This window comes from uncultured Flavobacterium sp. (assembly GCF_937967675.1).
Lineage (GTDB): Bacteria > Bacteroidota > Bacteroidia > Flavobacteriales > Flavobacteriaceae > Flavobacterium.
Genome location: NZ_CALBSN010000036.1, coordinates 19273 through 42146, shown reverse-complemented (window position 1 = coordinate 42146; position 22874 = coordinate 19273). Strand labels below are relative to the sequence as shown.

General features: G+C 30.7%; 20 protein-coding genes and 1 pseudogene. 8 read left to right on the top strand and 13 right to left on the bottom strand.

Translation table 11 applies throughout. The features are described from left to right. Positions 1 to 242: 242 nt before the first annotated feature. Positions 243 to 2693, bottom strand: a complete 2451-nt coding sequence (locus Q0075_RS02430) for an outer membrane beta-barrel family protein (RefSeq protein ID WP_297868134.1) — start codon at positions 2691 to 2693, stop codon at positions 243 to 245. Between the two features lie 75 nt (positions 2694 to 2768). Then, positions 2769 to 3110 (bottom strand): arsenate reductase (glutaredoxin), encoded by a 342-nt coding sequence (gene arsC / locus Q0075_RS02425; protein ID WP_297868133.1) that lies wholly within the window; start codon positions 3108 to 3110, stop codon positions 2769 to 2771. 63 nt (positions 3111 to 3173) lie between these two features. On the opposite strand from arsC, the gene Q0075_RS02420 reads away from it, so the two are divergent. Together Q0075_RS02420 and Q0075_RS02415 are read left to right on the top strand one after the other, a co-directional pair. Then, positions 3174 to 4100, top strand: coding sequence for a CPBP family intramembrane glutamic endopeptidase (locus Q0075_RS02420; RefSeq protein ID WP_297868132.1), 927 nt, complete (start codon positions 3174 to 3176; stop codon positions 4098 to 4100). Continuing rightward, positions 4084 to 5133, top strand: a complete 1050-nt coding sequence (locus Q0075_RS02415) for an AMP-binding protein (protein ID WP_297868131.1) — start codon at positions 4084 to 4086, stop codon at positions 5131 to 5133. Before Q0075_RS02420 ends, Q0075_RS02415 begins: the two co-directional genes overlap by 17 nt. 9 nt (positions 5134 to 5142) lie before the next feature. Here Q0075_RS02415 and Q0075_RS02410 read toward each other — a convergent pair whose 3' ends face one another. Further along, the gene (locus tag Q0075_RS02410) at positions 5143 to 6762 is read right to left on the bottom strand and encodes a M1 family metallopeptidase (RefSeq protein WP_297868130.1); all 1620 of its coding nucleotides are present in this window, start codon (positions 6760 to 6762) and stop codon (positions 5143 to 5145) included. Between the two features lie 69 nt (positions 6763 to 6831). Continuing rightward, positions 6832 to 8499 (bottom strand): pseudouridine synthase, encoded by a 1668-nt coding sequence (locus tag Q0075_RS02405; protein WP_297868129.1) that lies wholly within the window; start codon positions 8497 to 8499, stop codon positions 6832 to 6834. Between the two features lie 56 nt (positions 8500 to 8555). Between Q0075_RS02405 and Q0075_RS02400 the strand changes: the two genes are divergently transcribed. Both Q0075_RS02400 and Q0075_RS02395 read left to right on the top strand, forming a co-directional pair. Next, positions 8556 to 8792 carry a hypothetical protein gene (locus tag Q0075_RS02400; RefSeq protein WP_297868128.1) on the top strand — a complete coding sequence of 79 codons (237 nt, stop codon included), beginning with the start codon at positions 8556 to 8558 and terminating at the stop codon, positions 8790 to 8792. Further along, positions 8789 to 9067 (top strand): type II toxin-antitoxin system RelE/ParE family toxin, encoded by a 279-nt coding sequence (locus tag Q0075_RS02395; protein WP_297868127.1) that lies wholly within the window; start codon positions 8789 to 8791, stop codon positions 9065 to 9067. Before Q0075_RS02400 ends, Q0075_RS02395 begins: the two co-directional genes overlap by 4 nt. A gap of 28 nt (positions 9068 to 9095) precedes the next feature. Here the strand turns inward: Q0075_RS02395 and Q0075_RS02390 are convergent, their stop codons facing one another. From Q0075_RS02390 to prfB, 3 genes and pseudogenes are all read right to left on the bottom strand, one after another. After that, positions 9096 to 9572: a hypothetical protein gene (locus Q0075_RS02390; RefSeq protein ID WP_291108967.1), complete on the bottom strand. Its 477-nt coding sequence runs from the start codon at positions 9570 to 9572 to the stop codon at positions 9096 to 9098. Between the two features lie 13 nt (positions 9573 to 9585). Beyond that, entirely contained in the window at positions 9586 to 11229 is a 1644-nt protein-coding gene (locus Q0075_RS02385; protein WP_297868126.1) for a carboxyl transferase domain-containing protein, read from the bottom strand. 141 nt (positions 11230 to 11370) lie between these two features. Next, positions 11371 to 12466, bottom strand: a pseudogene (prfB, locus tag Q0075_RS02380) (peptide chain release factor 2). Between the two features lie 175 nt (positions 12467 to 12641). Here prfB and Q0075_RS02375 point away from each other — a divergent pair. The 3 genes from Q0075_RS02375 to Q0075_RS02365 all read left to right on the top strand — a co-directional run bounded on the left by Q0075_RS02375 (position 12642) and on the right by Q0075_RS02365 (position 15599). Next, positions 12642 to 13667 (top strand): GntG family PLP-dependent aldolase, encoded by a 1026-nt coding sequence (locus tag Q0075_RS02375; protein ID WP_297868125.1) that lies wholly within the window; start codon positions 12642 to 12644, stop codon positions 13665 to 13667. 80 nt (positions 13668 to 13747) lie between these two features. Continuing rightward, positions 13748 to 14821 (top strand): two-component regulator propeller domain-containing protein, encoded by a 1074-nt coding sequence (locus Q0075_RS02370; protein WP_297868124.1) that lies wholly within the window; start codon positions 13748 to 13750, stop codon positions 14819 to 14821. 4 nt (positions 14822 to 14825) lie between these two features. After that, a complete protein-coding gene (locus Q0075_RS02365; RefSeq protein WP_297868123.1) occupies positions 14826 to 15599 on the top strand; it encodes a sulfite exporter TauE/SafE family protein in 774 nt (257 codons plus the stop codon). Between the two features lie 52 nt (positions 15600 to 15651). On the opposite strand, the gene Q0075_RS02360 is transcribed toward Q0075_RS02365, so the two are convergent. The 3 genes from Q0075_RS02360 to Q0075_RS02350 form a co-directional block, all read right to left on the bottom strand. Then, entirely contained in the window at positions 15652 to 16431 is a 780-nt protein-coding gene (locus Q0075_RS02360) for a DUF6591 domain-containing protein (protein ID WP_297868122.1), read from the bottom strand. Positions 16432 to 16873: 442 nt separating this feature from the next. Further along, complete coding sequence (locus Q0075_RS02355; RefSeq protein ID WP_297868121.1) at positions 16874 to 18349, bottom strand: hypothetical protein; 1476 nt, start codon at positions 18347 to 18349, stop codon at positions 16874 to 16876. A gap of 17 nt (positions 18350 to 18366) precedes the next feature. Next, positions 18367 to 18849: a hypothetical protein gene (locus tag Q0075_RS02350; RefSeq protein ID WP_297868120.1), complete on the bottom strand. Its 483-nt coding sequence runs from the start codon at positions 18847 to 18849 to the stop codon at positions 18367 to 18369. Between the two features lie 89 nt (positions 18850 to 18938). Here Q0075_RS02350 and Q0075_RS02345 point away from each other — a divergent pair, with 89 nt between their 5' ends. After that, complete coding sequence (locus Q0075_RS02345) at positions 18939 to 20180, top strand: hypothetical protein (RefSeq protein WP_297868119.1); 1242 nt, start codon at positions 18939 to 18941, stop codon at positions 20178 to 20180. A gap of 1 nt (position 20181) precedes the next feature. Here Q0075_RS02345 and Q0075_RS02340 read toward each other — a convergent pair whose 3' ends face one another. The 3 genes from Q0075_RS02340 to Q0075_RS02330 form a co-directional block, all read right to left on the bottom strand. Beyond that, positions 20182 to 21864 (bottom strand): hypothetical protein, encoded by a 1683-nt coding sequence (locus Q0075_RS02340; protein ID WP_297868118.1) that lies wholly within the window; start codon positions 21862 to 21864, stop codon positions 20182 to 20184. Positions 21865 to 21867: 3 nt separating this feature from the next. After that, on the bottom strand, positions 21868 to 22251 hold the full coding sequence (locus Q0075_RS02335) for an HU family DNA-binding protein (RefSeq protein ID WP_297868117.1): 384 nt from the start codon (positions 22249 to 22251) through the stop codon (positions 21868 to 21870). 199 nt (positions 22252 to 22450) lie between these two features. Continuing rightward, on the bottom strand, positions 22451 to 22774 hold the full coding sequence (locus Q0075_RS02330; RefSeq protein WP_297868116.1) for a YbaB/EbfC family nucleoid-associated protein: 324 nt from the start codon (positions 22772 to 22774) through the stop codon (positions 22451 to 22453). Positions 22775 to 22874: the final 100 nt, after the last annotated feature.

The window sequence follows — 22874 nt, the reverse complement described above, 5'->3', positions numbered from 1 at the left end:
TGTTTGAATTTCAACAGTACCTAGGTTTTTTACTTTTCTTAACCATATTAACTATTGGTTTTTGGTTGATGATTTTCTTAGTAGGATTTGTTCATTATTGGTTGGGCGGTGCTATTATGGAATTGATTAAAGAGAAAAGAGCTAAAAGACAAGCTGAATTAGAAGGATAATTTTCTTTTAATTTTAAAAATAAAAAGTCCCGAATTAATCGGGACTTTTTTTATGGTTAATGGATTTGGAAATTATGGTCTCCCCATAAAATCACCTTCTCCACCGTTATCTTCTCTACGAGGTTGTCTTTCTTTTTCGTTTTTCTGTTTGTTAAAACGATAAGTAAAAGTTAACATTACTTGTCTTACTCTCCATTGCATTTCACTGTACGAACTTACTACGTTTGGAATGTTTGTTTCCATAATTCTTTTTCTTGAATTAAAAACATCACTTACATTTAATGAAATACTACCTTTTTCTTTTAGAATATCTTTACTAAAAGCAAGGTTCATAGAGGCTACTCCTAAAGATTTTCCTTGAGCATTAGTTTGAGGAGCATTATAAGTTGCGTTAGTTTGCCAATCTATTTTATAAGGCAAAGTAATTTTAGAACTAATTCTTGTAAACCAAGTTAAAGCTACATTATCAAAATTTTGTAAAACGGTATTTCCAACGTAATCTACATAGCTGTAATTTCCTTGAGTTTCATTTCTAAACGCATTGAAGTTTCCGTTTAATCTCCACCATTTGTAAGGTGTGTAGTTTAAGTTAAATTCGAAACCTGTTCTATATTCTTTTGATAAATTGATAGGCGTGCTTAAGATGACAGGAACACCTTCTACAAATAAACCAGATTCTTTTCTAATAAATTGAAATGCATCATTTGTAACATTAATGTAAGCTGATGTATTGAATGTTAATTTTTTCCATTTTTTAAGATAGCCTAAGTCAATAGCATCTGTATAGGATGGATTGATATCTGGATTTCCTTGAAAGATATTAATGTTACTTGATAGGGATGAAACTGGGTTTAAGAAACGCCCTCTTGGACGATTAATTCTTTTACTATAACTTAAACTAACAGAACTTGATTCAGAAAACTCGTAATTAAAAGTTGCCGATGGGAATAAGTTATTGTATTTTTTTGTGTTGTAATCATTTAATGATAATGAGTTCACTTCAATATGACTGTCTTCAAAACGTAAACCAAAGAAATAAGAAAATTTATTGATTTTAGAACCATATTGAGTGTAAAGTGCATTTACATTTTCGATATATTCTAAAGTATTAGAAAACTCAGAAACGGGAGTAACCACAAAATCTGTTAAATTCTTTTGAAAACTTCCTCTATACCCCGCTTCAAAACGTCCGTTTTTACCAATTGGCAACACATAATCTGATTGAATTAAGTTTCTTTGTTGGTTGTTCTTATTGGTTGTACCTTGTGTTACTAATGAGGTTGGATTTTCTAAAATTTGATCGTAAATGGTGGCATACTCATTTTCTCTATTTTGAGACGTAGCAAAATCAATTGTTAATTTGTGGTCGTCTTTTTTGAATTTTTTTGTAAAGTTAGAGGTGTACTCAATACTAAATTCATCACTTTTTTGATCGTTCAAACGATTTCTAACAAAAGTTGGATTGTTTGTTGCATCAAAATTATAAAAGAAAACATTATCAGGGTTTTCGCCATTGTTTTCTCTGAATGTTATGGCATTGGTCCAACTTAATGATTTTGATAAATTTAAATCGATTCCAAAGTTAGCATTATATCCTTTACTTAATCGTTCATTAGTTCTTCTTTCTTTAATAAAACGATTTGTCGAACCATCAGCATTAAAATACTCAGCATCGACCATAGTGTTTCCAGGGTTGTTTCTATAATTATATCCTATGTTAGAAAACAAATTATAGTTATTACTTTTCTTATTTAAATTAATGCTTGTTCCATAAGTTTCTGGGTCACCTGCATTTACCATTACCGAACCATTAACTCCATTTGCTTTTCCTTTGCGTAAAACAATGTTAATAATTCCACCACCCCCTTCAGCATCATAACGTGCAGATGGATTGGTAATAACCTCTACTTTTTCAACGGCATCAGCGGGTAATAATTTTAAAGCGTCTGCAATATTAATTCCAGCTAAACCTGAAGGTTTTCCATCAATTAATATTTTTACATTTTCGTTACCTCTTAAAGCAACAGTTCCTTCGGCATCAACGGTTATAGACGGCACGTTATCTAAAACATCACTAACAGTTCCACCTTTTACTATCATATCCTTGCCTACGTTGTAAACTCTTTTATCAAGTTTAATTTCTACTGTAGATTTTTCAGCAACAACTTCAATTTCATTTAATTGCGCAACATCTGGCTCCATTGCAATAACACCTAAATTGACATCAGAATTAAATTCAGTTTGTGCTAATTTGATACTTTTAAAAGAGATAAATTCTGCTCTAACATTATATTTACCTGAAGTAACTTCAAATTTGAAATTACCATTTTCATCTGTTATTCCTCCAGATAACTGTTTGGTTATGTTGTTTTCGAAAACTATTGTAGCGTATTCTAAAGGTTGATTCGTGCCTTTTTCAATAACTTTTCCTGAAATAGTAATTTTTTTAACATCAGGTCGTTGCGAAAAAGTAAGCAGGCATGACAATAAAGTAAAGACGGTAATAAGAATTTTTTTGTTCATAATGTTTTTTTGCAAATAAGACCACAAAAGTAACTTTTGGTTTAGTCGTTATTTGCTAAATCTATGTTAAAACTACTAAAGGATTTCGTTAATCTTTTCTTTTGGTCTAGCAATAACGGCTCTATTACCGTTAATTACTATTGGACGTTCAATTAGTTTTGGATTTTCAAGCATTGCTTTAATTATTTCCTCATCATTAAGTTCTTTTCCTTTGTATTTTTCAGTCCAAATTGATTCTTTGGTTCTTACCAAATCGATTGGTTTAATTTTTAGCTTTTGAATTACTTCTTTTAGCTCTGATTCTGAGAACGGTTCATCAAAATATTTTCGAATTTCAAAAGGTTGGTTTAAGTTTTCAATTTCGCACAAACCTTCTCTCGATTTGGTGCATCTTGGATTATGGTAAATAGTTATCATGATTTTCTTTTTCACAAAGAAATAAAAAATACTACTTTAGTAGCAAACTTAATTCGTTTAAAAATGAGCTATATTGAGCAATTAAAAAACACAAAATATAATTTAGGAAGCTACATTCCAATTCCTTTGGGATTCATTTTATTGATGCTGGCAAATTTTTTAATGTCTGATGGAGTAGATACGAATGAAGTTATTCAGCAGACTATCAAAATGATAGGAGTTAATTTAACTTTTGTAATGCTGGTAGGGCCTTTAGCTTTTGGCTTATTGATTGTTTTGTTTTGGGTTAAATTCATACAAGGTCAATCTTTAACTAGTTTGACAACTTCACGTGAAAAAATTGACTGGAAACGCTTTTTTTTCTCTTTTTTCTTATGGGGAAGCATCACAACTTTGATGATTTTAGCACTTTATTTTATCCAACCTGAGAATTTTGTATGGAATTTTAAAGCGGAAAAGTTTTTTATTTTTCTGGTTTTAGCTATTGTTTTAATCCCGATGCAAACGAGTTTTGAAGAATATCTTTTTAGAGGTCACATGATGCAAGGAATAGGTTTGGCTACAAATAGTAGATTAATTCCCTTAATTGTAACATCGGTGTTATTTGGTTTAATGCATATAGCTAATCCTGAAGTTGATAAAATTGGTTATATAATTATGATTTACTACATAGGAACTGGTTTTTTTCTGGGTATTATAACACTAATGGATGAAGGTTTAGAGTTAGCTCTAGGATTTCATGCAGCTAATAACCTTGTAGGAGCCTTATTATTAACTGCCGATTGGACGGCTTTTCAGACTAATTCTATTTTAAAAGATTTATCTGAACCAACAACGGGTTTTGATGTTTTAACCCCAGTTTTTGTATTATTTCCTATTTTACTTTTTATTTTTTCTAAAGTATATAAATGGGAGAATTGGAAAGAAAAATTGACAGGAAAACTAACAGTTGATAACAAAGAAATAGAATTTAATGATACCACATTATAAAAGTATACACAACCGCTTTAAAATTAATAATTTTCATTTTGATAAAGAAGCTCTCTATCAATTAGCCTACACTCTAATTAAAGAAGGGGAAGAGCACGAAAAAGATTTAGGTTCGTTTTTATTGGATTGGCTTGATGACAAAGAAACGATTCAATTGACTACATCAGGAACTACAGGTACACCTAAAGTTATTACAATCAAGAAGCAATCAATGGTACATTCGGCTATTGCAACTGGAAATTATTTCAATTTGCATCCTCAAGATAAAGCCTTATTGTGTTTGCCAGCTCGTTACATTGCCGGAAAAATGATGATTGTTCGTTCCATGATGTTAGGTTTGGAATTAGACATTATGGTTCCAACCTCGCATTTAGATGATTTGTTGCCACATAAAATCTATGATTTTGTTGCTATTGTTCCGCTTCAAGCAGAAAATAGTTTAGAAAAATTACATCAATTTAAAAAGATTATCATTGGAGGAGCTAAAGTTTCGGATGATTTAGCAAGTAAGTTAAAAGAAATAAAATCAGATATTTATGAGACTTACGGAATGACCGAAACCATTACCCATATTGCTGCAAAAAAAATAGGAGAAGCATTTTTTAACATTTTAGAACACGTATCTATTACTACAGACGATAGGAGTTGTTTAGTAATTGATGTCCCTAGTATCTCTGATGAAAAAGTGGTTACTAATGACATCGTTACAATTTTAAATGCCAATCAATTTAAATGGATAGGAAGATACGATAATGTTATTAATAGCGGAGGAATAAAGTTATTTCCTGAACAAATAGAAGCTAAATTGGCTTCAAAAATTTCAAATCGATTTTTTATAATAGGGCAACCGGATGATATTTTAGGTTCAAGAGTGGTATTAGTCATTGAAGGTGAACAATTCGACATAGATGCAACTCTTTTCGATACTTTAGAGAAATTTGAAAAACCCAAAGAGGTTCTTTTTGCTCCCGAATTTGTAGAGACAGAGACAAAAAAAATCAATCGAGTTAAAACATTAAATAGCATAAAATAAAAAAGAAGACTAATTGTCTTCTTTTATTTTTACAAAAAACTGGTTATCATATATTTGAAAACTTCTTTTGTTTAATTTTTTGAGTTTAATTTTTTGTTCTTTTAGAGTTGGATATAATCGTATCTTTTTATTATCAAATCCTATATCTATGGGCATATTAAAATCGTCATTGACATTCTCCCAAGAGTAGTACAAATAATCACCATTAACTTTATATACAAAATGGGGAACTTGATTGGTATTTAAATACTGATTAAATACAGGTGTTAAATTTAAACCCGAAGCTTTATTAAAATAATCAATAACAGTAGCTGTAGTAATGATTTTCTTTTTAAAAGTTTCAGAATAATCAAAAATTATTTTCCACCATTTAGTATCATCGGCTATTATGTGTCGTAGTGTATTTAGCATTAGTGAGCCTTTGTAGTACATGTCTCCCGACCCTTCATTGTTAACACCATATTGTCCAATAATTGGTCGATCATTTCTAACGTTTTTTGCTTGCCCGTTAATGTATTTCATGGCATCATCATACCCTTTTATACATTCAATAAATACGGTTTCAGAATAGGTAGTAAAACCTTCATGAATCCACATGTCAGCAATATCCATGCTAGTGATACTATTTCCAAACCATTCATGACCTGTTTCATGGATGGTTATGTAATCGAAAAACATACCAACACCTGTGCCAGATAGGTCAAATCCCATATAGCCTTTTTTGTACTTGTTTCCATAAGCTACAGCACTTTGATGTTCCATACCTAAATAAGGGGTTTCCACTAATTTATAGCCATCTTCCCAAAATGGATAACGACCAAATTTCGATTGAAAACATTCCATCATAGGTTTAACTTCTGCAAAATGTTCACGAGCTTTTGTTTCATTTTCTCTTAATACATAATAATCTAAATCCAAATCGGGCATTTTGTCCTGAATGTGAACATAATCAGCAACATTTACGGTTATGGTATAATTGTTAATAGGATTTTTAACTTCCCAATCCCAACGGGTATAACCATTTTTTAAATCTTCGGAACCTATAAAGCGTCCGTTGGAAACATTCATTAAACCATTTGGAACGGCTACTTTAATCGAAGCGCCATTATCAGGTTCGTCGGTTTGTGAATCCTTCACGGGATACCATAAGCTAGCCCCTGTTCCTTGTACTGCAACCGCAATAAAATCTTTTCCATTACTATCTTTTTTGAAAACAAATCCACCATCCCAAGGTGCGTTTTTGGCAATTTTTGGATTCCCTGAATAATAAAATTTAAGTTTATGATTCGATTTTAAAACTAATCTTTCAGGAAAATCAATAAAAACAGCATCATTGTCACGAATATATTTCAGTTTTTTAGTATTCCAAACAATCGAATCCACTTTCATATTATCAAATAAATCTATCTGAATTTTTTGAGTTGCAGAAACAACATCAAAAGTGATATCATTAAATCCTTTGATACTTTTTTCTTCTGGATTTATTATAATATTCAAATCATAACGCTTTACATCATAAGATGTTCTTTCTGTGCGTAGACCTCCTTGAAGTGAATCACGACGTGTAAATTGCGCATTAATTTGTTGAATTCCTATAAAAGTAAGTACAATAAAAAAACAGTTTTTCATAAGAGTTATTTTCAAAATCTAAATATTAGAGTTTGAATTTAGAAAAATGTTACAAAAAAGTATGAAATTTTAAAATTCTGCGGCTTTAGTTATTGTAATTTGCTCTTTTGTAATTGGATGTTCAAAGGTCAAACTTTCGGCATGTAAATGTAAACGATTGGCTTTTATGCCATATAAATCATCGCCTACAATAGGTGTTTTTAAACCCAATTCATGTGAAGCATGTACTCGTAATTGATGTGTTCTTCCCGTAATAGGGTAGAAGTAAACCAGAGTTTTATTGTCGCGGATTTCAATTTTTTCCCATTTGGTTTGGGCTTTTTTTCCGTGTTCAAAACATACCAATTGGCGTGGACGGTCGTCTAAATCTACTCGTAAAGGTAAATCGATAAAGCCATCATTTTCTTGTAAAATTCCATCTAATAAAGCAACATAACGTTTTTTTATTGTTCTTTTAATGAATTGCGATTGTAATTTAACATACGTTTCTTCATCTTTTGCAATTAACATTAAACCTGATGTCGACATGTCTAAACGATGCACAATTAAGGGTCCGGTTGCATTTGGATATAATTCTTTTACTCTTTGATAAACCGAATCAGCTATGATTTTTCCTGGAACAGATAAAAATTCTGCAGGTTTGTTAATTACTGCTAAAACTTCATCTTCAAAGACTATTTCAATGTTTTTTCCTTCTGCTGGATTTTCTTGAAAAGGATTGGCTTCCATTTCTAAACCCTTTAGCATGTGCGATAACAAAATAGGTTCGCACTTGCTTTTACAAGCAGGATAAAATTGCTTGTGTTTTCTAATTTCCGATTTTGGCGATTGTCCCCACCAAAATTCAGCCATAGCAATGGGTTTTAATTGATGCTCGAAAGCGTAATGCAATAACTTTGGTGCAGCACATTCACCAGCACCAGCAGGCGGATTATTATTGAAGATTTCACCAATACTTTTTCGTTCTCCAAACTGATTCAAAAAAGAATATTCAGCAAAAAGTTTCTGTTGTAAAGATCCCGATTTTTGTCGGCGTTCTTCTTTCAATTGATTGATTTCATCCAAGAGCAAATTGACGTCTTTCTGAGCATTTTCGATTTGAAAATTCCAGTATTTGGTCATTTTTTTGAGTAAAATACTTTCCTTTTTACTCTCTTCTGAAAGTTCTTGTTCTAATTGTTCAATTTCAGATGCAGATAAATTAGCAAATGAATTACGCTTTTCATCGCGTTCAATTTTTAAGCGTTTGATTTTATCTTTCTGATTTTGAATGTCAGTAACTGCCTCTTTTTTGGTGTTTTCTAATTTTCTTTTTGCATTTAAAAGTTCGTCTGAATTTTCTAAAATTTCAATTTGGCGATTGATGGCGTTCAATACTTCCTCTTCTTTTCTAAAAAATCCATCTTCGTGCAACATATCAAAAATAGTAGGGACAAAATAAGGATGATGATTCACACCAGCCAATTTTCCAGAAAAGGCCCATAAATAGCCAAGTTCAACTTCTTGATTCTGACAAACCAAAACGCCAAACATTTTGCCTATTACCAAACCTTCTTGATTTTCTTTCAATCCAAAATTGTGTTCAAAATCGGTTTGTGTTTCCAAATACGATTGCAATTCATTAGCCGCTATAATGCTCAATTCATGCGGTTCGTAATAAAAAGGAAACGTAAATTTCTCAGGTGAAGTAATACCTGAAATGTTGGTTTTGAAGGGTTGGAATAATGATTTTGACATACTGCAAAGATAAAGTAATTGAAATAATAATTATCTTTGTGTAAATCAGTTTACTAATGAATATTGAAACACATAGAAAAAGTATTATTCATCGAATTTTGGATATCCAAAACGAAGAAGTTTTGAATAAAATTGACCAAATTTTAAATGAAGAAGGTTATATATATGATGTAACAGGAAAGTTGTTATCTGTTTCAGATTATAAGCAAGAAATTGAGGCTATTCTTAAAGTTTCAGAAGAAAATGATGTGTATAATTCCGAAGCAATAAGAAATAAGATTTTTAAGAAATGAAATCTGTTGTTTGGTCACAGGCTTCTTTAGATTCTCTCGAAACAATTTATAATTTTATTTTCCAAAATAGTCCTCAAAATGCCGAAATGGTAGTTGATGCTTTATTAAATATAGGCGACGATTTAGCAAAGTTTCCAGAAAGAAATCCAAGAGAACCCTTGTTTAAGGATGAATCAATACGCTATTTTCCAAAATGGAATTTTAAAATTGTGTATCGTATAGAAGAAAATAGAATTTTGATTATCAATATTTATTCAACCAAGATGAATTGGTAATGATATTATAAATAATGAAGCTTATAATTTAATTTTTAATAGTTATTTTTTCAACTATATATTTTTCAATAAACTCTTTGTCTGATTTATTCCTTAAAATTAAAAGTTCATTATTTTTATGCGTTTTGTAATTCATTAAAAATTTAGTATTTCCACTTCTATTTAATTCTGTGTATTCAAATTTACTTGAATCAAACTTATTAGTGATTAAATTAATATTTTGCGTCTTGTTAATTATTTTTTTTACTTTAATCATTTCACCACTTTCGATATTAATCTGAATTTCAGTATAAAATATCCAAGAAGCAAAACGAAATAAGACATAAAAAAACAGAGTTAATATGAAAATATAAACACCTACAACTGGACCAAATACATATAATAAGCCCAAAAAAGTTGGCAAATTCCAAATTAACATCTCTTTCCATATAAAAGGTATTCTATCGCTTAGAACATAAACATTTTCCTTTTTATGAATTCTGAAATAATCTTCTTTGATTTCCATATTGAATAATTAGCTACACCTGAATCACTCCTAAATTAAATGGTTTCTCAATAGGAGCGTGGTTAGCCGCTTCAATTCCCATTGAAATCCAAGTTCTGGTGTCTAATGGATCAATGATAGCATCTGTCCATAAACGGGCGGCTGCATAATAAGGAGACACTTGTTGGTCGTAACGTGCTTTAATTTTATCAAATAATTCCGCTTCTTTTTCGGGTGTGATTTCTTCTCCTTTTGCTTTTAAAGAAGCTGCTTCTATTTGCAACAATACTTTTGCAGCTTGAGCACCACCCATTACCGCTAATTCAGCACTTGGCCAAGCGAAGATTAATCTTGGATCGTATGCTTTTCCACACATTGCATAATTTCCTGCTCCATACGAATTTCCTATTACTACCGTAAATTTTGGTACAACCGAATTAGAAACTGCATTTACCATTTTAGCACCATCTTTAATAATGCCACCATGTTCTGATTTGGAACCTACCATAAAACCGGTAACGTCTTGTAAAAATACTAAAGGAATTTTCTTTTGGTTACAATTCGCAATAAAACGCGTCGCTTTATCTGCTGAATCCGAATAAATTACACCTCCAAATTGCATTTCGCTTGGTTTCGTTTTGGCACCAGCTGTTTTTACAATTTTTCTTTGGTTGGCTACAATTCCTACAGCCCAACCGTCAACTCTTGCATAACCTGTTATGATGGTTTGTCCGTAACCTGCTTTGTATTCGTCAAATTCTGAATTGTCTACCAAACGTTTGATGATTTCCATCATATCATACTGATCAGCACGAGATTTTGGTAAAATTCCGTAAATATCTTTCGGTTCTAACGCTGGTTTTTCCGCTTTTACTCGGTTAAAACCTGCTTTTTCAAAATCACCAATTTTACCCACCACCGATTTAATTCGGTCTAAAGCATCTTTATCATCCTTAGCTTTATAATCCGTTACACCTGAAATTTCGCAGTGTGTTGTAGCACCTCCAAGTGTTTCGTTATCAATGCTTTCTCCAATAGCGGCTTTTACTAAATAGCTTCCTGCTAAGAAAATACTTCCGGTTTTATCTACAATTAAAGCTTCATCACTCATGATAGGTAAATAAGCACCACCCGCTACGCAACTTCCCATTACAGCTGCAATTTGGGTAATTCCCATACTGCTCATGATAGCGTTATTTCTAAAAATTCTTCCGAAATGTTCTTTATCTGGGAAAATTTCATCTTGCATTGGTAAATAAACCCCTGCAGAGTCCACTAAATATATAATAGGTAATCTATTTTCAATAGCAATTTCTTGCGCTCTTAAGTTCTTTTTTCCGGTAATTGGAAACCATGCACCAGCTTTTACAGTAGCATCATTTGCTACTACGATACATTGTTTACCCGATACATACCCCATTTTAACTACAACACCTCCAGAAGGACAACCTCCATGCTCTTCATACATTCCGTCACCAACAAAAGCACCAATTTCAATGTTATTTGCTTTGTCATCTAACAGATAATCAATACGTTCACGAGCGGTCATTTTGCCTTCAGCGTGTAATTTTTCAATTCTTTTTTGACCGCCACCCAATTTTACTTGAGCAAATCGCTTTTTTAAATCAGTAACTAAAAGTTTATTGTGATCTTCGTTTTTATTGAAAGTTAAGTCCATTTGGGTTTTGTTGTTTATTGGTGTGCTAATTTACGAAATCGTTATAGATATAAACAAATCTATTTTGAATATGATATAATAAAACCGAGAATAATTACTGTTTCGTTAATTTGTCCTCGGTTTTAATTTTATAAAAAATAATTATTCTTCTTTTTGTCCCATCATCATTAAATAAGCTTTCAGGAAATTATCGATATCGCCGTTCATAATGCCTTCCACGTCACTAGATTCATATCCAGAACGAACGTCTTTTACCAATTTATAAGGGTGCATTACATAATTTCGAATTTGCGAACCCCATTCGATTTTCATTTTTCCTGCTTCGATATCGGCTCTTTGTGCTAATCGTTTGTTTAATTCGATTTCGTATAACTGCGATTTCAACATTTGCATCGCACGTTGGCGGTTGTCTTGTTGCGAACGCGTTTCGGAGCATTGAATTTGAATTCCGGTTGGTTTGTGAAACAATTGTACTTTGGTTTCTACTTTGTTTACGTTTTGTCCACCTGCACCACTCGAACGAGAAGTTATAATTTCAATATCAGCTGGATTGATTTCTACTTCAATAGAATCATCTACCAAAGGATACACATAAACTGAAGCAAAAGAAGTATGGCGTTTTGCATTACTATCAAAAGGAGAAATTCGAACCAAACGATGTACACCGTTTTCACCCTTTAAATAACCAAAAGCAAATTCGCCCTCAAATTCTAAGGTTACGGTTTTAATTCCGGCAACATCACCTTCTTGAAAGTTTAATTCTTTGATTTTGTATCCTTGCTTTTCGCCCCACATTAAGTACATTCGCATTAACATGGAAGCCCAATCACAACTTTCAGTTCCACCAGCTCCAGCCGTAATTTGCAATACAGCACTCATACTATCTCCTTCATCGGAAAGCATATTTCGGAACTCTAAATCTTCAATGTGATGTAAGGTTTTATGATATTGTTCTTCGACTTCTTCCTCGGTTACATCGCCTTCTTTAAAGAAATCCATCATAATCTGAAGTTCTTCAGAATATTCAATTCCTTTATTATAATCTTCAACCCATTTCTTTTTGGAACGTAGGTTTCTAATAATGATTTCGGCTTCTTTGGCGTTATTTCAAAAGTCGGGAGCAAAGGTTTTTTCTTCCTCGTTAGTTATTTCAATCAATTTGGCATCGATGTCAAAGATACCTCCTTAACGCACCAAGGCGATCAATAATATCTCTGACTTGTTCTGTATTTATCATAAATATTGTAGTTTTGTTTTGAAATGGGATGCCATAGCCCCGATAGTAGTGGAAATCCTTTTTATTTTTTTGTTGCCTTCGAGAACCTCAGGCAACAAAAAATAAAAAGATTGCAACGGATAGCGGGAATTAGCTCCTAAAAATTTTTATCAAAAATAAGGTATCTGATTGATATATGGAAATAAATTTAGTTAGTGATACGGTAACCAAGCCTTCTGTTGAGATGTTGAACGCTATGTTTAATGCTAAAGTAGGTGATGATGTATATAAACAAGACCCCACAGTCAATGAGTTAGAGGAAACTTTGGCGGATTTATTTGGGATGGAAGCTGCCTTATTTTTTCCTTCTGGAACAATGGCAAATCAAACGGCGATAAAGCTACATACACAACCAGGGGAACAAGTAATTTGCGATAAATATTCGCATATATATCATTATGAAGGTGGTGGAGCCTCATTTAATAGTGGTGTTTCGTGTTGTTTGGTAGATGGGAATCGAGGGATGATTACGGCTGATTTGGTTAAAAATGGAATCAATGACCCTGAATTTTATCATGCGCCTTTAACTTCATTAGTGAGTATTGAAAACACGACCAATAAAGGTGGTGGGGCATGTTATGACTTACAACCTTTGCAAGAAATTAAGCAAGTTTGCATCGACCATAATTTGAAATATCATTTAGATGGTGCGCGTTTATGGAATGCTTTAGTAGCTAAAAGACAACACCCTAAACAGTTTGGGGAAATGTTTGATACGATTTCAGTTTGTTTATCGAAAGGATTGGGTGCGCCTGTTGGTTCGGTTTTGTTAGGAAGTAAAGAAGATATGCACCGAGCTTTGCGAATTAGAAAGATTTTTGGTGGTAACATGCGACAATCAGGCTATTTGGCTGCCGCTGGATTATTTGCATTGCAGAACAACATTAGTCGTTTAGAAATTGATCACAGAAGAGCCAAAGAATTAGGTAATTTATTAGAAAAAATGCCATGGGTTGCTAATGTGGAACCAGTAGAAACTAATATTTTGATTTTTGGTGTGCAACCTTTTGTAGATGAAAAGCTTTTTATGGAAAAATTAAAACAAAAAGGGATTGCGATTAGCTCAATGGGTCATGGAAAACTAAGAATTGTAACCCATTTAGATTATAAAGAAGTGATGCATGAATATGTAATGGAAGTGTTTTCGAAATTGACTTTTTAATTTTGGAACACAGATTCAAGAAATTTAAATAATTTAGAAAATCAAACTTGGGATTATTTTAAAGGTTTAAATATACTAAAATGAAAAAAACTTCAAAAATGATATACCTGATTCTTTTATTATTTATTAACTTCTCTTGCATTAAGCAACAATCAAATGAAAAGGGAAGGAATAATTCTGAATTAGTAAGTACTTCAAAAACCGATACTTTAAAATTCACTTCTGGAATTCGTGCTATATTTCAAGATAGTAAAGGTAATTATTGGCTTGGAAGTCATAACGAAGGGGTTAGCTATTATAATGGGAAAACTTTTGAATACTTTGCAACTAATGAAGGGTTAACCGACAATCAAATTCGTTCAATTGAACAAGATAAGAATGGAAAAATTTGGTTCGGCACAGCAAAAGGGGTGAGTGTATATGATAATGGAAAGTTAATAAATTATCCAACAAATTTAAGCTACCCAAGATATGAATGGAATGAAACCAGTGGTAATTTATGGTTTAATGCGGGTGCGGAAGACGGAATAAATCGTTTTGACGGAATCAATATGAACTATTTGATTTTCCCAAAACCCCAAAATACAAATACTGATAATACTGACAATACTTACGGTGTTACGGGTATCTCAAAAGATAAAGAAGGTAAAGTTTGGATTGCGACTTATGCTGCGCTATTTAACTATGATGGTAAAATGGTACATATCTTTGATAAAGAAAAATTAAATCTAAAAGATAATGAGCGTTTACATATAAGAAGTGTATTAGCCGATTCAAAAGGTCGTATTTGGATAGGAAATAATGGTATTGGTGTTTTACTTTTGGATAGGAATTCAACAATTAATTTTTCTGAAAAGCATCACTTAATTCATCCAACAAGTAAAAGGAATGGTAATAAATCAGAACCAGGCACATTGGAACACCCTTTTGCTATTGAAGAAGATTCAGAAGGCAATATTTGGTTCGGAGATTTATATACAGGAGCTTGGAAATATGACGGCAAGACAATGACAAACTATAATACTATTGACAAAAATCTTAAATCTCAAATGATTTGGACAATTTATAAAGACAATGCTAATAATCTGCTTTTCGGAATGGCAGAGGGTGGCGTTTATAAATTCAACGGAAAATCATTTGATAAAATATTTTAAATAAATGGAAATCCTAATCATATCAATCGTAGCTTTTTTAACCGCCATTCTAACCTTTTTCTCAGGTTTTGGATTGGGAACTTTGTTAACTCCAGTTTTTATGTTGTTTTTTCCAGTGGATATTGCAATAGGTTTGTGTGGATTGGTTCATTTTGCAAATAATATTTTTAAGTTTTTCTTGGTTGGGAAACACGCCAACAAAGAAGTTTTACTAAAATTTGGAATTCCAGCCATTTTTGCGGCCATGTTAGGTTCGTGGTTGTTATTACAAATTTCGGATTTGCAACCTTTGTTTCGTTATTCGCTTTTCGGAAAAGAATGGGAAGTTTTACCAGTGAAATTCATCATAGCTATTTTATTAGTGATTTTTGCGCTTTTAGATTTGATTCCGTACTTAAGTAAATTGGAGTTTGGAAAAGATAAATTACCTTTAGGCGGAATGTTAAGCGGATTCTTTGGTGGACTTTCTGGGCATCAAGGAGCTTTGCGAAGTGCGTTTTTGATTAAAGCTGGTTTATCTAAAGAAAGTTTCATTGCTACAGGAATTGTAGTTTCCATGTTTATAGATTTTACGCGCTTGAGTGTTTACGCTTCAAAAATCACTACTTATACCTTGTATGAAAATAAAGTATTGTTGTTATCGGCTACACTTTGTGCCATTGCAGGAGCGTATTTGGGTAACCAACTATTAAAGAAAGTTACCCTAAAATTTCTCCAAGGTTTTGTTGCAGTTTTATTGCTTTTATTGGCAATTGGATTGGGAATGGGGTTGATTTAAAATCTACAACAAACCAAATAGGTATGTGGTCTAAAGATATTGAGGTATTATACTACATTGCAGCTTTTGCTATTTTAGCAACAGCTTTACTTATTCTTGCTGCTACTTTTGCATCTGCAGTACAATCTTTAGAGCTTTCTTGCATATCCGCAGCTTTACTAATCATTTCTGAATATTCAGAAAGAACAGATGTATCAGAAGGGTTTGCTTTATATTTTTTCATAAATGCTACATATTCATCTGCAAACGCTTCGTAATCAGAACAGAACTGTTCACAGTCTCCAGTTGCATCTGAAGAAGATAAAGTTGATGAACTGCGTTCTTCTTTTTGTAATGCTGATGAAAGTTGAAATGATTTCAAGCCATCTAACTTATCTACAGACCAACGAATGTAGCCAGTTTCACCTTTTTTGAGTTTCATTAAACCTATTACATCTTCAGAAGAATATGGGCCACCCATACCTCCTTCAGTTGCCTGCTTCACAATTACTGGGCCAGATTCGCCCAATATCTCTATACCAAAACCAACGTGATAATCTTCTCCACCATTAGTTCCAAAAGGGTTTATATTATCAGTTGGGAAATCAAAGTCCTTGTCTTTTCTTTTTACTTCAACTGAAATGATTGCTCCTCCCATAAAAGAATCTTCTTCTGCTTTAAGTACATAATCTTTATCTATAACTTCAAAATAGGAGCTTAAATCACCTTTAATACTAGTGCTTTTAGGTTTAATTGTAACTTCGTTTGCCTCCTTTTTTTTACCGTCGCCACAGCTTGTTAAAATTACTGAAGCAAAAGTTATTGCTCCAATAATTGTCATTACTTTTTTCATTTTTTTGAAATTAAATTTTGTTCCTACTCACAGGCTTTTCGGATTCGCCCCGTTTTTTAAAGTGGGTTCTGGTCTCCACAATTTTACCTTTATTTTAAATATTTGTTTAACAAATATTTAAAATAAAAGTTCAAGTTAATTCAAGTTAATTCAAGTTAATTCAAGTTAATTCAAGTTTTTATTTTTATAAAATTATATTTACACTATGCTAATGTCAATAAAATACAATTTCGATGATAATGTAAGTTTATCAAAAAAAATATTTAAACATATCTATTTCAAGAATGTTTGGCATGACTTCTTTTGCTACAGCGGCTAATTATGTTTTGTGAACATTCGTTGCTTTTACGATTGCTTTTAGTGGCAATTGCTTTAGGATTGGGAATTATTAATAAGATTAAAAATTGTTTAAATTTATTACTTGATTTAGCTTAAAAAATAATTAAAGCAATCCTAAGATTTTTGAAGAGTAAGCACAATAACCAATAAAATCAGTAACAATATCAGTTTTTAATTCTTTGAAATCATATATAAGAGCATATTTACTTCTAAATTCTATTAAATCATCTGCTATTGGTTTTGCAGCTCGAGTAGCATTTTTCCATTCATTAATAGTTGATGTAGGAGTAAAAGATCTTTTTAAATTATAAATGTTTAAGTAATTTGACAAAACTTTAGAATGTGGGGGAATTTTATTTATCAAAGTCTTTAATTTTAAGTAATCAAGGTCAAACTTTTCTAAATATTTTTTGTCTTCTTTTAACATTTCATACAAATAATTATCATCTTCCTTCAATTCAATCTCAGCATTTTTAGTCTTTATAAATGATTTGTAATATTTTTGATTAAGATTTGTATAACTTTCCTTTTCATAAATTTTATATCCCAAGTTCACAAGTAAATCACGAAAATCAATTTCTTTTTTTATTTTTTTAAGATCTCCATAAAAACTCCAATCACTCCTATTCAAAACATAAACTTTACCATTATTTTTTCTATCCTCATATAAATTAACAGGATAACAAAGTCTTAAGTAATCCATATCAAAACCATTTATATGCTTGATTTGATCATAACTTAAAATTTCATCTTTAATAATTGATACAGAATATTTAGGGCTTTCAAAATCATGTTTTGCAATATAATAATCCCCTTTGATTGGAGATAATTCTGCTTCAAAATGTTCAAAATCAACGTGTTTTTCTGATATTAAAATTGTACTTCTATAAGAACTTTTTTCAGATTTAACATTAGTAATAATCGTTTTTGGTGTTTTATTTAGGATTTCTAATTCATTAAGGTATTTTTTATATCCATCATTCTTAACAGGAAAATTAATTTTGTTTTTTTCATTTAAAATAAATTCAATACAAATTTTTAAGTCTTCTTCTTTAGGTTTTTTATTGTTTTCATAAATAAATATTTCAGTTTGTTTTTTCGAGTTTGAATAACTATTTGCATTATTATCAATGAGTTTGTCAAATAGAGAATTATTTCGTTTATATGTAATTATCTTTATACCATACTTGTTTGCAATTTCCTGTGAATCAATTAATAATTGTTTTTTTAATTGATAATTAGAATTTGACTTGAGATAATCATTAATTTTAAATATAATTGAATCTAATTCGTTTTTTTTATTTGATGCATATTCAAAATTTCTTTCGTACTCAACAAAGTACATTTTATTATTTTCAACAATTTCAAGTTGTTTAGAATATAAATCTGAAATGGTTTCACCTCTTTCAAATTTATATAACAATATACTATCAACTTCAATTGTTTCATAAAGTTTAGGGTTCCAGTCTTTATTGACTTTTTTTTCAAAAAAAATCTTTGTTATTTCTGGGTTTATTTTTATAGATTCAACATTTTGAGTATATAAATTACAACTAACTAGAATTAATATAATAAACATTTTTTTCATAACTAAATTTAAATTAAAAAATTAATAATTTTATCCCATTGATTTTTGTAAATTTCAATAGACTTTAAGTTTATATTATCAACACCGCCTTTTATTTCTGACCACTCTGACATTTTGTTTATTTGCATCTGAATATTTGCTAATTCAACATGAGTTAAAATATAAAAATTTGTATTATTGTTGTTAAAATTGACAATAATCCAAAAATCAGGATGTGCTGTTTCTCCTGTTTTGTATTTCTGAAAAAATCCCGTTAAAATTCTAGAACTATTTGATGTTTTAACTTGAATAAAACAAGATTTATTATTAGTAGGATTTGAAGCTATAATATCTATAGACTTGTGGTTCCCGAAAGTCAGACTAGCATTAATTTCTTTTTTTGCCAATTCAGCACATACTAAATATTCACCCGCTAAACCTAAAAAATGTTTTTGTATTTGAGTTTTTTTCATAATTCTATTAAAATCTAGTAACAAAACTAATGCTTTCAAAAATCATAATAATTTGCAAGTTGTTGCAAGTTTGTTTTTCAAAAACCCCCTAATTAAATTTGTTTTATTATTGTTTAACTTTAACAAATATGGAATCACAGAATATACTTTTAGATAAATTATTAAGACAAGTTGAAATATCTATTCAAAGAAATGTGGTTTCCTTTTCAGATGCCAAATTTTTATCTGAAGAGATTGCTAAGAAGAAATTATTTGTTTCTCCTCATACCATAGGAAGGCTATATGGAATTGTTAAGCCAAGTAGAAAGCCTTATAAAGAGACACTAAATATTTTGTCTCAATTTTTAAATTATCTAAACTGGGAAGATTATTCAAAAATTGAAAATAATAAAAGCTTAGCCAAACAAGCAGAAATTAAATATCTTCGATCAGAAGATGAAAATGCTTTTTCACTTTCATTTTTAGAATTAGCTTTAATTAATTCAGATTTCGACACTGTAAATAAAATTTTAAATGATTTAAAATTTACAACAGATGAATACTCAGTCTTTTATACTATTTCTAATTTATTAGGAAGTTATATTAGAAAAAATCCATCCCATGTTTTATTAAGATTACTTGCTAAATCTCAAAACGGAAGGGCTTTTTTTTATGAATGTTTTGTGGATGAGGATAATCCTAATAGCTATTATTCAAGTGCTATTGAAAAATATTATTTAAAAAATATTGCTGACAATAATAAAAAAATATTTGCGTATTCCTATTTGTTAAGTAATAGATTTTATAAGGGTTTTGCCAATAATATAGATATTGTTAATTTTAAAAAAAATGCATCAAAAATTAAAATAGATACATCTCATTTTCATGAGATTTCTAGATTATTAGAATGCAATATTATTGTTGATGGATTTGAAAATAAATTACAAGATACTATTAGTAACCATATTGATAAAGTAATTAGTATAGCAAATGATTACACTTATGATTTCCAAAGTAGCTGGATTTTAGCTAGACCTATTAGAGCAATGATTCATTTTGGATTTGCCAAAGAATTATTAAATCATGAAAAATTAAATAATACAGTAGATAATTTATTCAAGAATGCTTCATTTGAATTTGAAAGTATTGCAATTTATATTTTGCAGTTATATTGTGTTTTTAAAATAAATTCAAATGGCAGTAATGAAAAAACAAAACCTATGAGATTAGCATTTAAATCTTTTTTAAATAATGAAAATGAAAGATTGGCTATTGAATTTGTTATTTCCTATTTTTATGCAACTGAAAAAAATAAAATTTTGATTAAAAATAAATTAGTTGATTTTTGTGATAGAAATGGGTACAGCTGGGTGTTAAAATTAATAAAGTAATTTAACTTTGAATTGAATAATAAAAATTAGCTCTTTGAATAAGTTTATAGGAGATAAAAAAACAACTTATAAATAAAATAAGTAAACCCCAAAAAATAAAATATTGACCAACTAAGAAATTATAAAAAATAAAGTACGTTAAAATGCCATTTCCAGCTTGAATAAGCCACGCTAAGTATCGTATTTTAGAGAAAGATTTCCCACTATTTTCAAAGCTTTTCCAAAATCCTCCTGGTTTTACTGTTGAAGCAAAAGTCTGAAGTATTTGGGTTTCTGTTGGAGCTGTACAGAAAGTCACCCCTAACCAAGTAAGACAAACCGTAATAGTTAAAATTACAATTTTAATAGGATAATAATCCACGTTGAAATTGGTTTCTAAATTAATTATAAATTGATGCACGATTGCATTTTTTTCATTCAATACGTCCAAAATAGGGGGGTATACCAAAGCGGCAAGCATAGCAGATAATTGCGACCAAGCATTGATACGCCACCAATACCAGCGCAACATAAAGACAGGCCCTACTCCCGCAGTTATAGCAAATAGATATTTTGTAATTTCTATTAAAGAATTAGCATAAATTGCAATTATAATTGAAATGATGAGAATGTAGACCATGGCTAGTAATCCTAATCTTTTTGATTTTGCAGCACTCATATTGGGGTTAATGCTGTGCTTATAAAAATTTTCAACCAAAAGTGAACCTCCCCAGTTTTGAGTGTTTTGTACAAATGATAAAAATGTAATTATAAAAAAAAGTACGACCAAAACCAGCATCCATGACGGTAAAAGGTTACTAAATAATGCTGTAAAAACTAGTTCATTATCAGATGAGTGATGAGCAAAACCATATACTACGGCCATAAAAGGCAACGTAAACAACAGTATACGAAACAAAAATACAAACATTGTAGGCAGAAAAATGCTCTTAACCAAGTCATTACTTCCTCTACTTGCCATTAGTTTTTGACCATTCATATCGGGATAATCCAATATTGATGCCGACCACCATTGTACCATAATAAAAATCAAAAAAGCATTAAAGCCTTTAGAACCTATTGATGGAATTATACTAAAATTATAGCCCTTTGTTTTGAGTTGGTTACTTAAATGGTATAAACCGCCAGTGTTAGAATACAAGTTAATAAAGAGAATGACACCAATAATAATAAAAAGAAAAAAGAGAATAAAGTCCATTCTTAACCGTAACCTAAAACTATTTAAGAAAGTCAATAATACTAAAATACTGGATATTGAAAGAATAGTTGTTACTAAATCTATTTTAAAAATAAAGCAACAAATTTTAGCAAAAGCCAATAAACTAAAACTTATAATGAATGGAATGATAAGCAACCCTAAATACAAACTTCTAAAAGTGTGTAATAGTTTCGCTCCAATCCCTGAAAATCTAAAAAATATAAATTCATTTTCTGTTTTTACAGGAATGTTTTGCCATAGGTGCGCAAAGAAAGAAATACTGAATGCAGAGCCAATACCAGCACTCCAATACAACCACATATCTGAGAGCTCACCATTGACTAAACTCGCACAAATCAATTGCGGTTCAATCATCAATCCACTTGATAAAATCATGGAAAAGCCAATTAGCCACCATGGCTCTTTTTCAGAATTAAACAATGACTGACCTAATAATTTATATTTTATGTATTTTGAAATTTTCAAAATCTATCGAATGCGTTTGTAGGTTAATCTTCTCATTCTTTGTCTTAATTCTTTTGAGGGTCTGTAGTTTATTTTTGCTTCTTTAATATTGCTTTTTCCCAATGCTTCTTCTGTTTCTGCTGCAGTACCGGTTAAATTCAGTTGAAAAGTTCCTAAATTATCTACCCTAACAATATTTCCATTGGCTAATGATTCACCAATAACATCGCTTAACGCCATAATGACCCCAAAACAATCAGGTCTACTCATAGTAGTTCTACTGGCTACAATTCGAGCTAAATCATCTAAATTCACCTCTCCTTGACTAACAGCACAAGGGTAGTATTTTACTTCTGGAGGCGATACCAAATTATTTTTTTTAGGTATCATTTTAAATTGAACGGACATTTTTTTTACAGTGTAAGGTTTATTAAAAAATTTTAACCTGACAAATATATAAAAAGATGTACGACTTATAGTAAAAAGTCATACATCTTTTAGTAAAAAGCTGTACATCTCTTTTTTAAAAGTTGTACAACGTTAATTAAAATTATAAGGAACAAGTAAAAAGGAATTTTATTTTAATTTCTAATTTATTAAGAAGTTATTATTTAAATAGATCCATTCCAGGAATGTTTGGCATACCTTCTTTTGCAACCGCAGCCAACTCCGTTTCGTGAACGTTTGTTGCTTTTTCAATAGCTTTATTTAATACGTTAACTAAATAATCTTCAAGCATTTCCTTGTCTTGAAGTAAATCATCACTTACGGTAATGTTTTTGATTTTTCGGTTAGCGGTTAAGGTAACTTCAAGTAAGCCATCGCTACTTTTTTCATCAATTAAAACAAAGTCTAAACGTTTTTTTGTTTCTTCTACTTTCTGCTGGGTTTCCTTTAATTTACCCATCATTCCCATAATATCTCCAAACATAATTTTTAAGTTTTTTTATTTGGACAAAAATAGTAAATTAGCGGTTAATAATTATTGTAAAACTTCATGAAAAAATTACCATTTTTACTTCTTAGTTGCA

What these genes read in the sequence shown, in the direction of transcription:
- Q0075_RS02430 (WP_297868134.1), bottom strand. Translation starts at nt 2,693, where the DNA reads ATGAACAAAAAAATTCTTATTACCGTCTTTACTTTATTGTCATGCCTG.
- arsC (WP_297868133.1), bottom strand. Translation starts at nt 3,110, where the DNA reads ATGATAACTATTTACCATAATCCAAGATGCACCAAATCGAGAGAAGGT.
- Q0075_RS02420 (WP_297868132.1), top strand. Translation starts at nt 3,174, where the DNA reads ATGAGCTATATTGAGCAATTAAAAAACACAAAATATAATTTAGGAAGC.
- Q0075_RS02415 (WP_297868131.1), top strand. Translation starts at nt 4,084, where the DNA reads ATGATACCACATTATAAAAGTATACACAACCGCTTTAAAATTAATAAT.
- Q0075_RS02410 (WP_297868130.1), bottom strand. Translation starts at nt 6,762, where the DNA reads ATGAAAAACTGTTTTTTTATTGTACTTACTTTTATAGGAATTCAACAA.
- Q0075_RS02405 (WP_297868129.1), bottom strand. Translation starts at nt 8,499, where the DNA reads ATGTCAAAATCATTATTCCAACCCTTCAAAACCAACATTTCAGGTATT.
- Q0075_RS02400 (WP_297868128.1), top strand. Translation starts at nt 8,556, where the DNA reads ATGAATATTGAAACACATAGAAAAAGTATTATTCATCGAATTTTGGAT.
- Q0075_RS02395 (WP_297868127.1), top strand. Translation starts at nt 8,789, where the DNA reads ATGAAATCTGTTGTTTGGTCACAGGCTTCTTTAGATTCTCTCGAAACA.
- Q0075_RS02390 (WP_291108967.1), bottom strand. Translation starts at nt 9,572, where the DNA reads ATGGAAATCAAAGAAGATTATTTCAGAATTCATAAAAAGGAAAATGTT.
- Q0075_RS02385 (WP_297868126.1), bottom strand. Translation starts at nt 11,229, where the DNA reads ATGGACTTAACTTTCAATAAAAACGAAGATCACAATAAACTTTTAGTT.
- Q0075_RS02375 (WP_297868125.1), top strand. Translation starts at nt 12,642, where the DNA reads ATGGAAATAAATTTAGTTAGTGATACGGTAACCAAGCCTTCTGTTGAG.
- Q0075_RS02370 (WP_297868124.1), top strand. Translation starts at nt 13,748, where the DNA reads ATGAAAAAAACTTCAAAAATGATATACCTGATTCTTTTATTATTTATT.
- Q0075_RS02365 (WP_297868123.1), top strand. Translation starts at nt 14,826, where the DNA reads ATGGAAATCCTAATCATATCAATCGTAGCTTTTTTAACCGCCATTCTA.
- Q0075_RS02360 (WP_297868122.1), bottom strand. Translation starts at nt 16,431, where the DNA reads ATGAAAAAAGTAATGACAATTATTGGAGCAATAACTTTTGCTTCAGTA.
- Q0075_RS02355 (WP_297868121.1), bottom strand. Translation starts at nt 18,349, where the DNA reads ATGTTTATTATATTAATTCTAGTTAGTTGTAATTTATATACTCAAAAT.
- Q0075_RS02345 (WP_297868119.1), top strand. Translation starts at nt 18,939, where the DNA reads ATGGAATCACAGAATATACTTTTAGATAAATTATTAAGACAAGTTGAA.
- Q0075_RS02335 (WP_297868117.1), bottom strand. Translation starts at nt 22,251, where the DNA reads ATGTCCGTTCAATTTAAAATGATACCTAAAAAAAATAATTTGGTATCG.
- Q0075_RS02330 (WP_297868116.1), bottom strand. Translation starts at nt 22,774, where the DNA reads ATGTTTGGAGATATTATGGGAATGATGGGTAAATTAAAGGAAACCCAG.